The sequence below is a fragment of the Kamptonema formosum PCC 10802 genome (assembly GCF_000332335.1).
Taxonomy (GTDB): Bacteria; Cyanobacteriota; Cyanobacteriia; order Cyanobacteriales; family Oscillatoriaceae; genus Oscillatoria.
This window is the reverse complement of the sequence record NZ_KB235948.1, coordinates 609,600-622,401: the sequence shown is the minus strand read 5'-3', so window position 1 is coordinate 622,401 and position 12,802 is coordinate 609,600. Positions and strand designations below refer to the sequence as shown.

Genomic DNA, 12,802 nt, shown 5'->3' with positions numbered 1-12,802 from the left:
CACCTCTTTGGGGTGGCCAGAGTCCCGTTCGCTGCCAAGTAGAGGCAATATAGCAGTAGTCATATTGGTTAAGACATTAATGACATGGCTTATGGGGCATGGCGCATCGGTCATGGCGCATGGGAAAGACTCACAGCTTTTGCGTGATGCCATGCATGCGTGATGCCCATGTACTAACCTAAGTGCATACTGCTAGATCGTGGAGTCTACACAGCCCAAGCCAAATTGTCTGGACTCCCGGTTCCCCATCACCCTTACATCTATTATAGCAGCAGTCATATTGGTTAGGACGTCAGTGACCTAGGGAAAAAGGCGCAGGTACGGCGTAGCGCTTACGCGCCGCTGCGCTTACGCCAAGCCTCTCGATCTAATGTCCTAACCTAAGCCCCAGGATGCTTAAAACTATAGCCCATCAATGTTCCAAGGTTTTAAAATAAATATGTATTTCATGTTAAGAAAAATGTGGGAAATGGATAGCCCACAAGGGGAGAGGGGGGAGAAGAGGGGGGTTTATCCAAGAGCGAGAAACCGGGTTTCTGGGAACCGGCAAGTGAGAGGAGCCGGTGGCATTTGACTGTTAGCCGGCAGTGAGCTAGCATGAATGATGGCTTTACTGCAGAGGGTAGCATGACTGAAATCAGCGATGATGAATTGCAGCAGATTGCGGAACTAATAGCCAGTTTGCCCAGCAAGGCTTTACTGGATAAGTGCCTGACAGAAGAACAAATTAATGAATGGCAGAACTATAGAAGAAACCACCTGCTGCTTGCGGAAGGCTGGAGAGCGGAGTTTATCCTGTGTCAGGGCGATCCGATTGGCGACGCTTTGGAGAGGGGAGAGATTTCCAAGCACCGGCACGATTTGCTGAAGCAGAGAGTCACTCTTTACAAATATCAGTGGGCGCTTGTGAGGGAAGCCAATAAGTATGTGGCTGAGCTGCACATTAGGGTTTACACCCTTCTCAGCAAGATAGCTAGACGTTGGTTGCCGGATGGGTTTGAAACGGAGTATCCTTTTCAATCAGCTTTTGAGTTATTTGCGGAAACGCTCAGGGAGGAAGTGGATGGCAGTTTTTCTCTGTGTCTGGAACCCTATTATGAAGTGCCGGTAAAGAAGTGGAGAGAAGCAACCGAGCTGTTAAGGGAAAATATTGAGAAGGCAGATGCCGGTGGGATTTATCCAGAACTTAAACAGACTCAAGTAAACAACCTCAAAAATAAGGTGGTTTGGAGCAAATTGGGGTTTTCCTGGCTGGGAGTGACTCTCCTTGTGTGCCAATTTGTGGCGCTGCGCGATCCGCAGCTGCGGAAGAAGTTGACTGATTTTAACCGGGAGTTCGCAGAATTCTGCAAGGTTGGGGTGCGTGCTAGCCGCAAGGTTGCCGGTTTTGCCTGGAAGAATGGAAAGACGGTGCCGGCTTCAAAGGCTGGGGGAGTATATCGCGAACCGGAAGAAAAGTCAAGCAAAGTTAATAAAACTTGAAAACAGGTCAAAAATTTTTCCGCCCCTGGAAAGCCAGCCTATGTTGGGAATCAGGTGCATCTCACGGTTGTCATCCCCTCACCCCCCAACCCCCTCTCCCACAAGGGGAGAGGGGGAGAAAGAAGAGGGCAGGAGGTAGATTTGCTTGGAGTGAGATGTTGCCTGTAAATGTCCCCAACAAGACAGGAATTTGGAAATGGTGAGATTGAGAAAGGTAGGAATTCTGTTTTTCCCTTCACTTCTAGGGGCGGTATTTTTATCCGCCATCGTTAGTGCCGGTGCGGTTGATGTTGTGCGGGGAATGCTTCCGGGAGAGGAACCTGTTGAGGTTAGTAAGGCAAATGCTCCGCCACTTCAGGGATATTGGAAATTGGATATAAATGTAAGACGTTTGACCAACCCAGCCGTCGGAGGTCCTGCAAATTACGAAATTATGACCTATTTTAACCAAATAGGTTCTCAGCTATCTGGCCAATTTGTTGGGACAAACAGCAACGCCTGCACAGACACCTCAATATCTGGAACTGTTGAAGCAGGAAAAGTAAACTGGACTGTTTTGTACACCGGCTCGTGCTGTGGGGGTGCGAGAATGAGGTTCCAGGGGGTGCGGCGCTCTCCTAATATTGTGGAAGGAAAGCTGTCGCCGGTTGGCAACACTCCTGCGAATTGTACTCTGTGGTGGGCGGATGTGGTGATGACTAAGCAAAATGAGTAATATCGGCGGTTGGGCTGAAGCCTAACTATGAACTTTTGGGCTGAAGCCCAACTACGAACTTTTGGGCTGAAGCCTAACTACGAACTTTTGGGCTGAAGCCCAACTACGAACCTTTTTGGGCTGAAGCCCAACTACGAACCTTTTTGGGCTGAAGCCCAACTACGAACCTTTTTGGGCTGAAGCCCAACTACGAGCTTTGGGCTGAAGCCCAACTACGAGCTTTGGGCTGAAGCCCAACTACGAACCTGTGGCGAGGGGTAAAACCCCCTCTCCCCGGCACCACAGCTGTACAAGCTGCACGTTGCGCGCAGGGGCTGCAGGGGCTTGACAGATTTTTTGCAAGCTAGTACAATCACGATGTTGAAAAAAAAAATCAACATGGCCAATACCCGTCGCATCATACCACTGATCGCTTTGCTGTCGCTGGCGCATACTGGCTGTCAGTTCTTCAACCAAGCGCCCAACACCGAAACCGCTGCGCCAGCTCAGACTCAATCCAGCTCGTCTGCGAAGCCGCCATCTACAAACCAACTCCCACCCGAGCAAACTTACAACTTGCAAGTCAATAGTGATCAAGTGTGGGGGCTGCTGAGGAAAGTTGCTTTTACTGACAACAGCATTATCGTGACACTGGAGGTTACTAATGGCAGCCGGCAGGTTATCGAGCTAAATGCTAAAGATGATATGTATCTCAAGCACAGCGGCAGTTACGAGGGACCCCAATATAATTTATCAGCTCCGCCGGATAACCGCACAATCGCAATTCAACCTGGCACTACAATGAAGGGGCAGTTTGTTTTCACTGGCAGGGTATCACCCGAAGCTACTGAGCTGACCTTATTCATTAATGCAAAGAGTTACTCTTACTCCGACAAGAGCGAAAAGCGTCCTTATATGAGTTTTGAAGACATCTTCATTCGGCGGTAGCAGCAAGATGAAAAAACTAATGCGATGGCGCGATTTAACTGTGGCTTCATTTTTTCTGCTAGCTGCCTCAGCCTGTCAGGGTGCCGGCAAACAATATCCTGAAGTCACAACTCTGGAGTCAGAGCCGGTGCCGGTGACGACTGTCATGGAGGCTGAGCCGGTGGCGACTACTACTTTGGAGGTGGTAGCGCCGGCTGGCAATACTACTACCACCTTGGAGGCTACAAGTCAAGGGGCTCCTGCTACTGAGTTGAAGTCTGAAGGGCAACCGGCTACGAAGACAGAGGTGGAGACTCAGCCGGTTGCTCCCACTGCGGTAGAAAGTTCTCCCCCACCGGCAACTCCCGCGCCGGCGGCTGTGCCGGTGGAGCCACCACCGGCAACTCCCGCGCCGGCGACTGTGCCGGTGGAGCCAACCAAGGTAGAAGTTGAGAAAATTGTCACGGAATTGAAAGCGGAAAGGACAGTCGAAGGCATCAAATTCAATCTGCCTGATAATATTTTATTTGAATTTGACCAATACAGCGTTCGCGCTAAAGCCAAGCCAACCCTCGCCAAGATTAATCAACTGCTTAGCTATTACAAAGACGCGCAGGTTTTCATCTACGGGCACACCGACAGCAAGGGGGATGACGACTACAATATCGACCTGTCTAAGAAGCGTGCGGCGGCGGTGAAATACTATTTGGTCAATGTTTTCAAGCAGCCGGCAACTCGCATGCAAACCCAAGGTTTCGGCGAAAGTAAACCCCTCGATCGGAATGAGAATCCAGACGGTTCGGACAATCCCGCCGGCAGGGAAAAGAACCGCCGCGTCGAGTTCATTATCAAAACTGAAACCCGCAAGGAAGTGATCTCGCCCGGTGCGGATACGTTCGGGGTAGCGGTGAAATCGGCTCAAGATGCGGCACTGTTAGTTCAAAGCGCCAAAACTCCGGAGGATTGGAAAAACGTAGCCAAGAAGTGGCAGGAAGCGATTCAGCTGATGAAGGAGGTGCCGGCATCTAGCCCGAATTACCAAAATGCGCAGAAAAAGGTTGGGGAGTATGAGAAGAATTTGAAGTACGCGCAGCAAAATGCTGGGATATGAGGGTTTTTTTTGAACCGCTTAGGGCACGGACGTAGGACAGGCGTCTCGCCTGTCCCAGATATATTGAGGGCAGGCGTTAGCGTAGCGGCGCATGCGCTAAGAGCGCACGGCGCAAGCGCCTACAGCGCGACGCCTGCCCTACGTCTATACTTCGTATCGAGCGTGTCCTAAACTGACTGTTTATTGCTATATCTGCCTAAAGGAGGCAGAGCCTCCAAGACGGCGTTCCCAGGCGGAGCCTGGGAACGAGGGATAACGAACCTGATTTCTAGATTCCCAGACAGATATCTACCGGCTTTGCTTCAGAAAAGGAGGCAGCGGACAGTCAAGGGTAATCGCGATAGCGCGGAGCAAATCCGCCTCCTGTACCGTAACAACATTATCCAACAATACCGTATGAGCGCAGGCATCAACAACAGATTGCTTCAGTTTTGGAGAAGCCAAACCTAAGCGTTGCAGGCTCTCGTGCAGCTCGCCCAACTTAAAAGCTGGCGGCGTTTCTGGTAGCGTTTGCTGACCGGCACCTGGCAATCTGCCAAGTCCTGAGCGAAAGGCAAAAGCAATTGCCGCCGGCTTCGTTTCCCCAACTCGCGCCAGAGCGGATATCAGAATCAGGCAGTCAGGCCAAACTTGCTTTAATGCGGTATACTGAATCTTATTTTCAACGTTTGGATTGAGGCAAGGCTGCAGCCGGTGCCACAAGACGAGATACAAGACAAACTCTGTGATAGAGCGCTGTTTTTTCGCTTTAGCTAAACCCGTCACGCACTTGAAAAGTTTCTGGCACTCAGCTGGGGAACTCTGGCGCAGTGCGGGAACAGTCAGCTCTAGCAAAGGGAGCCGCATTCTCGGGTCGAGTTGAGCAATTTCTTGGCTGAATGCGAGAGCGCTTTCCACGACTTCCACCGGCTCTACCTGGCGCAACCAGGTAATCTGCAGCTCGCGAAGTTGGGGATTTTCACTGTCGAGCGCCAGACTGTAGACTATGGCAATAGCACTGTGGCGCTCTCGCACGGCAGATTGAATTGTTTCGGGCAATTTTGCCAGCAATGCTTGCGCGTAGGCAAAATGTTCTGGCGCAACAGTTCCAACCTGTGCTACTATTTGTTTGGCATTGGCTTGAACTTTCGCTGGCGCTGCTGACGGGGAGGTGTTTGCGCCGGCAAATCCCAGCGCCAGCGAGTCTTGACTCTCAGCCGACTGGCGATTGCCAGAGGTTGAAATGGGTGCCGGTTGCGCAGATTCCCCCCGGAAAGATTCCAGGCGACGAATGCGCTGCTCTAAAGGAGGATGGGTTGCGGTAAGTTCGCCGAGAAAGTCTGCTTTCAAAGCATTGCCAAAAAACAGGTGGCTATTTTCCTCCGCATAGGGAGACTGAAGCAAAGAACGATCGGAGTGATTGGCAATTTTGCGGAGTGCGCCGGCAATGCCGGCTGGATTGCGGGTGAACTGCACAGCAGCCGCATCTGCAAGAAACTCCCGCTGGCGGGAAACGGCGCTTTTAATCAGACGAGCGAAAAACGCTCCCACCAGCCCAATAACAACCAGGGCGAATCCGAACAATATAACCCCATTGTTTTTATCGCGGGAGTCAAAGCCGCGATTCCAATCGCAAATAATCCGCCCAGTCAAGTAAATCAGTAAAATCCCGTGCAAATATCCGACAAGCCGCAGGTTCAGCCGCATGTCGCCATTGAGAATGTGGCTGAATTCATGACCGATTACGCCCTGAAGTTCATCGCGGCTGAGCTGTTCGAGGGTGCCGCGAGTAACGCCAATCACGGCATCATTGGGCGTATAACCGGCAGCAAAAGCATTAATGCCGCGCTCTCTGTCCATAACGTAAACTGCCGGCACGGATATCCCGGAGGCGATTGCCATTTCCTCAACCACATTCAACAGCTGTCGCTCATCGGGATTGATCGGATCGGGAAGCAGCCGTCGCCCTCCGAGATCCTCAGCAATCGCTGAACCCCCTTGCCTTAATTTTAACACTTTGTAACAAGTTCCGCCAGCGATTGTCAAAAGCGTCGGGATGGCTACGAGCAGGAAGAACTGGGGTTGCCACAGAACAGCTGGCGTTTTCCCCTTGGAAAGTAACCCAAAAGATACCAGCGCCGCACCGTAAACTGCGATCGTGATGCAGCAGACGGACAGGATAAAAAGCCCGATAAGCTTTTGGGTGTTTTGGCGAGCTCGATCTTGGTATTCAAAAAAGTTCATACGCGGGTGAGGGAGCGGGCAGCACTATTTCACTATTTAGAAGGAAACCCGAGGAGCCTTTTTCACTTCAGGCGCAGCTTCTTCCAGTAACTCAGCCGCACTGAAGTTGAAGGAACCGGCAATTAAATTGCTGGGGAACACTTCTCGCTTGGTGTTGTAGAGCGTCACCGCATCGTTAAACGCTTGGCGGGCAAATGCCACCTTGTTTTCTGTAGAGGTTAATTCTTCCATTAACTGAGTCATTGTGCGGTCTGCTTTCAGGTCGGGATAAGCCTCAGACAGGACTAAAAGCCGGCTCAAAGCTCCTGTGAGGGCGGCTTCTGAATTCTGCAGCTGCTGCATTGCTTGCGGATCGCCGGGATTTTGGGCGGCTTGCGTGCTGGCTGTCATGGCGGCATTCCGCGCCGCGATAACTGCTTCCAAGGTTTCGCGCTCGTGCTTCATGTAACCTTTGGCGGTTTCCACCAGGTTGGGAATTAAATCGTACCGGCGCTGGAGCTGAACATCGATTTGGCTGTAAGCGTTCTTGTAGCGATTGCGCAAGGTGACAAGCTTGTTGTAAGCGTCGGCAACGATGAACCCGACAATCAGCACCAGCATGACCAGAAAAATTAAAGCTCCCATAGGGCTAAATCCTTAATTTTGCTCGTTGGCAGAAAGAGTGAATTTGTCTTACTATAGCATATCCTGGCTGCCTGCCAAGTTAACATTTGTTAAGTTCTTGGCGCTTCTTCACGGCGGCGGTTCATAAAATCCCACCTTCTGATACACTACCAGCAGAACAAAACAAACCGGGAGGAACGCGCAGGAAATGCAGGGACAGACGATCGATCCAAGGGACTTTTCATGGGCCTTCTGGCCAGCCATGCCACTGTACCCTTATGGAAGCCGGCGAACCATCCGCCAAGAAGTGGTTCAGGACGCAGTTTGGACGTTTGACCAGATGCAGGGCATCTTCTATGTTGTCGTGCCGATTCGCATGACTGTCGTTAAGCTTGAGGGAGGGGGATTGCTGATCTATGCGCCGGTTGCGCCGACTCGTGAGTGCCTGCGCCTTGTCCAAGAGTTGGTGGCGAAACACGGCGACGTTAAGTATATCATCCTGCCAACTATCTCCGGTTTAGAACACAAAGTTTTTGTTGGGCCTTTTGCCAGAAGATTTCCCCAGGCGCAGGTGTTTGTGGCTCCCTCACAGTGGAGTTTCCCGCTAAATCTGCCACTGAGCTGGCTGGGTTTGCCGGCAAAACGCACGCAGGTACTTCCAGAAGACAGCAGCAAAGCGCCTTTTGCCGGCCAGTTCAATTATGCGATATTAGGGCCAATTGAACTCGGTCCGGGACGGTTTGCGGAAGCAGCTTTTTTTGACAAGCGATCGCGCACGCTGCTGGTGACGGATTCGGTGGTTTCCATCCCGGAAGAGCCGCCGGCAATCGTTCAGCTAGATCCGTATCCGTTGCTGTTTCATGCTAAGGACAGGGCATCTGATATTCTGGAAGACACGCAGGCAAACCGGCGCAAGGGATGGCAGCGCATTTGTCTGTTTGCGATGTATTTTCAGCCGAGTGCGCTAGAGGTGTTTAAATGGAGTGAGGTGTTTTGGGATGCGCTGAAAGCGCCAGATCGGTCGAAGAAAGGTTATTTCGGGCTGTTTCCTTTTAAGTGGAATTCGGACTGGAAGCGATCGTTTGAGGCGCTGCGCGGGGATGGGCGTTTGTTTGTCGCGCCGGTGCTCCAGAGTCTGATTCTCAACCGAGCGCCGAAGGAAACTATCGAGTGGGCGGATAAGGTGGCGAGTTGGGATTTCCAGCGGATTGTTCCCTGCCATTTAGACTCGCCGGTGTCTGCAACGCCCCAGCAGTTTCGCCAAGCATTTTGTTTTTTGGAGCGCTTTCCGGCGGGGAGTGCCGGTGTGTTTTACAGTAACACATATCCTTTGCCGGAAGTGGATTTTAAAGTGCTGAGGGAACTGGATGCCGGTTTGAGCGGACTTGGCATTGTGCCGCCGGCGTTGGATAAGGTGTAGCGCAGGCGATAGCTTTGGTTTGTAGTAGGGCTTTAGCCCTTTTACCCGGCGAGAGCGCTAGTTTCCAGGCGATTATAAATCGCGGCTATACAAACAAAGCCCGCCTTCGCGGGCTGAAGAGAAGAATGTGGATCATTATTGATTGTAATCAGGATTGGACTCCGCCTATTCTCCTACCCCAAAAACAGCTTGTAGGCAGGATTCTGGCTTTCATCCCAGTAGCGATAGCCGAGGGTGTCCAGAAATGCCTGCCACTCTTCCATCTCGTGCGGGGGAACTTGCATCCCCACAACAATTCGCCCGTAGTCCGAGCCATTGTTGCGGTAGTGGAAGACGCTGATATTCCAATCGGGACTCATGGAAGTGACGAATTTCATCAGTGCGCCAGGACGTTCGGGAAACTCGAAACGGTAGAGCAATTCATTGTGGGCGAGGGGCGAACGCCCGCCCACCATGTGCCGCAGGTGCAATTTTGTCAGTTCGTCATCGGTTAAGTCAAGGGTTTTCAAACCATTCGCTTCAAAGGTTGCCACCATATTTGCGGCGTCGGCGCGGTTTTGAATTTGCACGCCCACAAAGATATGCGCTTCTTTTTCGTCGGCAATCCGATAGTTAAACTCGGTGAGATTGCGCTTGCCAATACACTCGCAGAACTTGCGCAGACTCCCCCGCTCTTCGGGAATGGTGACGGCAAAGATGGCTTCGCGGCGTTCGCCAAACTCGGCGCGCTCTGCCACAAAGCGAAGCCGGTCAAAGTTCATATTAGCCCCGCAGGCGACGGCAACTAAGGTTTGTCCCTGAATTTGCTCGCGTTCGACATAAGCTTTGGCACCGGCAACCGCCAGCGCACCTGCCGGTTCGAGAATGGAGCGCGTATCCTCAAACACATCTTTAATCGCCGCACAGGTGTCGTCGGTATCTACTAAAATGATATCATCAACATATTCCTGGCAGAGGCGGAAAGTTTCTTCCCCCACTTCCCGCACGGCAACCCCATCGGCAAACAAACCCACCTGAGACAAGCGCACCCGATGACCGGCTTTCAGGGATTGATGCATGGCATCGGCATCCACCGGCTCAACGCCAATAATCTTAATTTCCGGGCGCAAGCGTTTCACATACGCCGCAATCCCAGAAATCAGTCCGCCCCCGCCAATAGCAACAAAAATAGCGTCAATGGGTTTCTGATATTGCCGCAGAATTTCCATCCCGATTGTACCCTGACCGGCAATCACATCCGGGTCATCAAAGGGGTGAATAAAAGTCAAGCCTTTTTCTGCTTCTAGCTGGCGGGCGTAGGCGTAGGCGTCGTCGTAGGTATCGCCGCGCAATACAACTTCGCCCCCGCGCGCTTTAACTGCATTGATTTTGACTTGGGGCGTAGTGACCGGCATAACGATAATAGCGCGGGTTCCCAGCCGGGAGGCACCGAGGGCGACGCCTTGGGCGTGGTTGCCGGCGGATGCCGCAATCACGCCCTGCGCCAGCATATCCGGGGGCAGTTGCGCCATTTTATTGTAAGCCCCGCGCAGCTTGAAGGAAAAGACAGACTGCATGTCCTCCCGCTTGAGCAGGAGTTTGTTATTCAGACGCGCCGACAGGTTCGGGGCGCACTCCAGCGGCGTCTCTTGGGCAACGTCGTACACGCGGGCGGTGAGTATTTGTACCAGGTAGTCGCAGTACATGGGTGTGAGGGGGTGGGTAAATGCCGGATGCGTTACAATAATACACGATTGGTGTCACCGCTATGCCGGTGTTGCCTGAACTGCCGGTGAAATCACAAGAAACCGGGTTTCTTGAAGAAACCCGGTTTCTGGCCCACGCTTAGCAATTCCTTTATAAACGCGCTTTTAACCGGCGATAGAGAAAGCTTCTTCAGCCGCTTTTGGCAACTCAATAGGCACAAAATAGCTGAGTGGGTAAAGATAATCTTCATTGGATTCGTCAATCACACGAATCATTTGATGTTTGGCCGCATTAGGATCGGGAACAGCGCGATAAATTTTTCGCACTTCTAATGAAGCTGGGTAATCTCTGTTGCTAATGCAAATGACAAATTGAGGGGCTGCGTTGGCTGATTGCATAACTACTCCGAGAGAATGCGTTTAACTTTTATTTCTTTCTTCCCGATGCCGTGTGCTTCGTACCAGTGTAACTCCGCTTCAAAAACGGTTCCGTCGTCTAAGCGAATGGTAGCAGTGCCTTTAAGTTTCCGCCAGCGTCCCAACCCATAGGTTTTCCGCAAGCGTTCGACTTCACGAATGGAACTGCCAATCGCAATGGTTTCAATACGATCGATGTCCCCGATAATTTCAAATTTCAAGTAAGCTTAACCTCCACTACTCCAAGTTCTCAATTCATCGCTAGCCGGCCAAGTCGCGAAGAATATCTTCTGGTAAGGGAGCGTTAAAGTCGGGAGGTACTGTAAACTCGCCGGCACCCAACGGGGCGAGGTTCTTTGGGCGTTTCTGAAAGTGCCGGCTGACTTCTGCGGGCTTTGGCAAACAGCAGGAAATCTAAAAGCTCCTCAACTAGGAAATCAGGAGCTTGCGCAATCTCTTGAATCAGTCGATCTCTAGCAGTCATGGTCTTATACCTTGTTCAAACTTACAGCCACAGAGACGCGACATGCTCTTGTCTCTACATTGCCGGTTCATCTTGGCAGTTGCGGGGGCTTCAGCAGTTGCGGGGGCTTCATCTGTATGGCTCAACTGTTATATCCTATTTTAGCAGATTATAGCAGTTGCTTGGATTTTTATTGGCGTTCAAAACTTTCTTGAACTTTTTGGCAAACTTTTCTGGAACGGGCCAGTGGAAGACGGGAATCTCCAGATTAGAAACGTACTTCTCTCCCCCACCTTAACTTGGGGCGCGGTTGCCGGCATAATAAAAATGAAGCGGGTTGTGAGCCTGCCGGCACGCCTGGGCGACTCCCAGGGCGGGGTGGCCGGCGGACGGGGCAATTGCACCTTGTGGCCGGTTGCGCCATCTTGTTGCAAGTCCCCCGCAGATTGAAGGAAAAATTCGATTTCATCCACCTTGACTTGCGGCGCGGTTGCCGGCATAATAAGAATAGATTGGGTTGAGAGTCTGCCGGCACGTCCGGGCGACTCCGAGGGCGGGGCTGCCGGTGAACGCGGCAATTGCGCGTTGTGGCCGGTTGTGCGCGTGGGGTCAGCCGGCAAACAAATGCCGGTTGGAGTAGAATTGTATTGTACTGGCGTCCTTGTTCTTGCCTAAAGGCTATATGCCATCTGTCCATAACCTGTTTAGGGTTACTGTGCGGACTAAACGTGCAGATTTGGATTATAATAGTATGAGAACTTGTTGATTTGCCTTAAGATTTGTTAGTGCGGGTAGTCCACTCCTGTTGGCGGATCTAAACTATGATTGACTGTCTCACGGTAGCTCGCTACTTCATTGTGAAAGCTTCTGAGAATGGGATGGAAGCTGAAATGACAAATATGAAGGTTCAAAAGCTTCTGTATTACGCACAAAGCCTCCATTTAGCTTTGTACGATGAGCCTTTGTTTGACGAAGAAATTCAAGCCTGGCGATATGGGCCGGTATGTCCTCCTGCTTACAGGTTTTACAGTGAATTTGAGGCGAAGCAGTTACCTATCCCTAGTAAAGAGTTTTTGTCAGAGATACCTAAGGACAAACAAGAGCTTCTTGAAGAAATTTGGGAATACTTTGGTGGCTACCATGCCTATCTTCTTAGTGACATGACCCACTTGGAGTTTCCTTGGAGGAAAGCTCGCAAAGGGCTGCCACCTCAAGCCAGCTCAACCGAGCCGATTGTCAGAGAGGATATGAAAGCATTAGGCCATCAGAAACTTGAGCAGATAGAGCGTGACAATCCAGCGTATGAACAGGCGATGTCCGAAACCTTGAAGGAGGCTTGTACTTTGCAATCCTCAACTCACATTAGCAAAGGAGAAGTGCGTGACTGGCTCAAATCCCTTCTCGATTGAACCCTCCGATAATTTCAAACGCTCTTTTAAAAAGCTTGCCAAAGCTCATGGAGATAGTTTTGTTGAGCGGGTGACAGAAATCTTGGAACATTTGACTGAAGAGCCGTACCCTATAAATTCTCGGACTGAACCTTTACCCAGAAATATTCAATTACCTGAAGGCTGGACATTTCACAAGCTAGCGTTCAAGGTTTCAAAAGGAGCTTCAGGACAAATCAGACTGATGTATATGGTTAATATGACTGCCTCCGCAATCCGGCTTGTTTGGATTTATAGCCACGAACAATTTGCAAAACGCCCAGCTGATCAAGATATGGCTCGCGTCATCAAGGAGATTTTAGAGGCTTAGCTCTCAGGCGAAGTATCGC

General features: G+C 51.2%; 14 protein-coding genes. 7 read left to right on the top strand and 7 right to left on the bottom strand.

Going from position 1 to position 12,802, the window contains the following annotated elements:
• Nucleotides 1-627 precede the first annotated feature (627 nt).
• The 4 genes from OSC10802_RS0102720 to OSC10802_RS43865 all read left to right on the top strand — a co-directional run bounded on the left by OSC10802_RS0102720 (nt 628) and on the right by OSC10802_RS43865 (nt 4,214).
• Nucleotides 628-1,482 (top strand): hypothetical protein, encoded by an 855-nt coding sequence (locus OSC10802_RS0102720; protein WP_026098109.1) that lies wholly within the window; start codon nt 628-630, stop codon nt 1,480-1,482.
• A 196-nt stretch (nt 1,483-1,678) separates the two neighbouring features.
• Nucleotides 1,679-2,197 (top strand): hypothetical protein, encoded by a 519-nt coding sequence (locus OSC10802_RS48675; RefSeq protein WP_155967341.1) that lies wholly within the window; start codon nt 1,679-1,681, stop codon nt 2,195-2,197.
• Between the two features lie 357 nt (nt 2,198-2,554).
• Nucleotides 2,555-3,124 (top strand): hypothetical protein, encoded by a 570-nt coding sequence (locus tag OSC10802_RS0102710; protein WP_017715246.1) that lies wholly within the window; start codon nt 2,555-2,557, stop codon nt 3,122-3,124.
• A 7-nt stretch (nt 3,125-3,131) separates the two neighbouring features.
• Nucleotides 3,132-4,214, top strand: coding sequence for an OmpA family protein (locus OSC10802_RS43865; protein ID WP_082218232.1), 1,083 nt, complete (start codon nt 3,132-3,134; stop codon nt 4,212-4,214).
• Nucleotides 4,215-4,502: 288 nt separating this feature from the next.
• Here the strand turns inward: OSC10802_RS43865 and OSC10802_RS0102700 are convergent, their stop codons facing one another.
• Both OSC10802_RS0102700 and OSC10802_RS0102695 read right to left on the bottom strand, forming a co-directional pair.
• Nucleotides 4,503-6,437, bottom strand: coding sequence for a M48 family metallopeptidase (locus tag OSC10802_RS0102700; RefSeq protein WP_017715244.1), 1,935 nt, complete (start codon nt 6,435-6,437; stop codon nt 4,503-4,505).
• A 36-nt stretch (nt 6,438-6,473) separates the two neighbouring features.
• A complete protein-coding gene (locus tag OSC10802_RS0102695; protein WP_017715243.1) occupies nt 6,474-7,061 on the bottom strand; it encodes a LemA family protein in 588 nt (195 codons plus the stop codon).
• Nucleotides 7,062-7,248: 187 nt separating this feature from the next.
• Between OSC10802_RS0102695 and OSC10802_RS0102690 the strand changes: the two genes are divergently transcribed.
• Complete coding sequence (locus tag OSC10802_RS0102690) at nt 7,249-8,460, top strand: DUF4336 domain-containing protein (protein ID WP_017715242.1); 1,212 nt, start codon at nt 7,249-7,251, stop codon at nt 8,458-8,460.
• A 173-nt stretch (nt 8,461-8,633) separates the two neighbouring features.
• Here the strand turns inward: OSC10802_RS0102690 and ilvA are convergent, their stop codons facing one another.
• The 5 genes from ilvA to OSC10802_RS0102660 all read right to left on the bottom strand — a co-directional run bounded on the left by ilvA (nt 8,634) and on the right by OSC10802_RS0102660 (nt 11,525).
• On the bottom strand, nt 8,634-10,145 hold the full coding sequence (gene ilvA / locus OSC10802_RS0102685; RefSeq protein WP_026098107.1) for a threonine ammonia-lyase, biosynthetic: 1,512 nt from the start codon (nt 10,143-10,145) through the stop codon (nt 8,634-8,636).
• A 165-nt stretch (nt 10,146-10,310) separates the two neighbouring features.
• The gene (locus tag OSC10802_RS0102675) at nt 10,311-10,544 is read right to left on the bottom strand and encodes a hypothetical protein (RefSeq protein ID WP_017715240.1); all 234 of its coding nucleotides are present in this window, start codon (nt 10,542-10,544) and stop codon (nt 10,311-10,313) included.
• Between the two features lie 2 nt (nt 10,545-10,546).
• The gene (locus OSC10802_RS0102670; protein WP_017715239.1) at nt 10,547-10,783 is read right to left on the bottom strand and encodes a hypothetical protein; all 237 of its coding nucleotides are present in this window, start codon (nt 10,781-10,783) and stop codon (nt 10,547-10,549) included.
• 83 nt (nt 10,784-10,866) lie between these two features.
• Nucleotides 10,867-11,046, bottom strand: coding sequence for a hypothetical protein (locus tag OSC10802_RS38425; RefSeq protein WP_017715238.1), 180 nt, complete (start codon nt 11,044-11,046; stop codon nt 10,867-10,869).
• A gap of 179 nt (nt 11,047-11,225) precedes the next feature.
• On the bottom strand, nt 11,226-11,525 hold the full coding sequence (locus tag OSC10802_RS0102660) for a hypothetical protein (RefSeq protein ID WP_017715237.1): 300 nt from the start codon (nt 11,523-11,525) through the stop codon (nt 11,226-11,228).
• A gap of 321 nt (nt 11,526-11,846) precedes the next feature.
• Here OSC10802_RS0102660 and OSC10802_RS0102655 point away from each other — a divergent pair, with 321 nt between their 5' ends.
• Nucleotides 11,847-12,434, top strand: a complete 588-nt coding sequence (locus OSC10802_RS0102655) for a Panacea domain-containing protein (RefSeq protein WP_017715236.1) — start codon at nt 11,847-11,849, stop codon at nt 12,432-12,434.
• Nucleotides 12,406-12,783 (top strand): hypothetical protein, encoded by a 378-nt coding sequence (locus OSC10802_RS0102650; protein WP_017715235.1) that lies wholly within the window; start codon nt 12,406-12,408, stop codon nt 12,781-12,783. Before OSC10802_RS0102655 ends, OSC10802_RS0102650 begins: the two co-directional genes overlap by 29 nt.
• Nucleotides 12,784-12,802: the final 19 nt, after the last annotated feature.

What these genes read in the sequence shown, in the direction of transcription:
- OSC10802_RS0102720 (WP_026098109.1), top strand. Translation starts at nt 628, where the DNA reads ATGACTGAAATCAGCGATGATGAATTGCAGCAGATTGCGGAACTAATA.
- OSC10802_RS0102700 (WP_017715244.1), bottom strand. Translation starts at nt 6,437, where the DNA reads ATGAACTTTTTTGAATACCAAGATCGAGCTCGCCAAAACACCCAAAAG.
- OSC10802_RS48675 (WP_155967341.1), top strand. Translation starts at nt 1,679, where the DNA reads ATGGTGAGATTGAGAAAGGTAGGAATTCTGTTTTTCCCTTCACTTCTA.
- OSC10802_RS0102710 (WP_017715246.1), top strand. Translation starts at nt 2,555, where the DNA reads ATGTTGAAAAAAAAAATCAACATGGCCAATACCCGTCGCATCATACCA.
- OSC10802_RS0102660 (WP_017715237.1), bottom strand. Translation starts at nt 11,525, where the DNA reads ATGCCGGCAACCGCGCCGCAAGTCAAGGTGGATGAAATCGAATTTTTC.
- OSC10802_RS0102655 (WP_017715236.1), top strand. Translation starts at nt 11,847, where the DNA reads ATGATTGACTGTCTCACGGTAGCTCGCTACTTCATTGTGAAAGCTTCT.
- OSC10802_RS0102675 (WP_017715240.1), bottom strand. Translation starts at nt 10,544, where the DNA reads ATGCAATCAGCCAACGCAGCCCCTCAATTTGTCATTTGCATTAGCAAC.
- OSC10802_RS0102695 (WP_017715243.1), bottom strand. Translation starts at nt 7,061, where the DNA reads ATGGGAGCTTTAATTTTTCTGGTCATGCTGGTGCTGATTGTCGGGTTC.
- OSC10802_RS43865 (WP_082218232.1), top strand. Translation starts at nt 3,132, where the DNA reads ATGAAAAAACTAATGCGATGGCGCGATTTAACTGTGGCTTCATTTTTT.
- ilvA (WP_026098107.1), bottom strand. Translation starts at nt 10,145, where the DNA reads ATGTACTGCGACTACCTGGTACAAATACTCACCGCCCGCGTGTACGAC.
- OSC10802_RS38425 (WP_017715238.1), bottom strand. Translation starts at nt 11,046, where the DNA reads ATGACTGCTAGAGATCGACTGATTCAAGAGATTGCGCAAGCTCCTGAT.
- OSC10802_RS0102690 (WP_017715242.1), top strand. Translation starts at nt 7,249, where the DNA reads ATGCAGGGACAGACGATCGATCCAAGGGACTTTTCATGGGCCTTCTGG.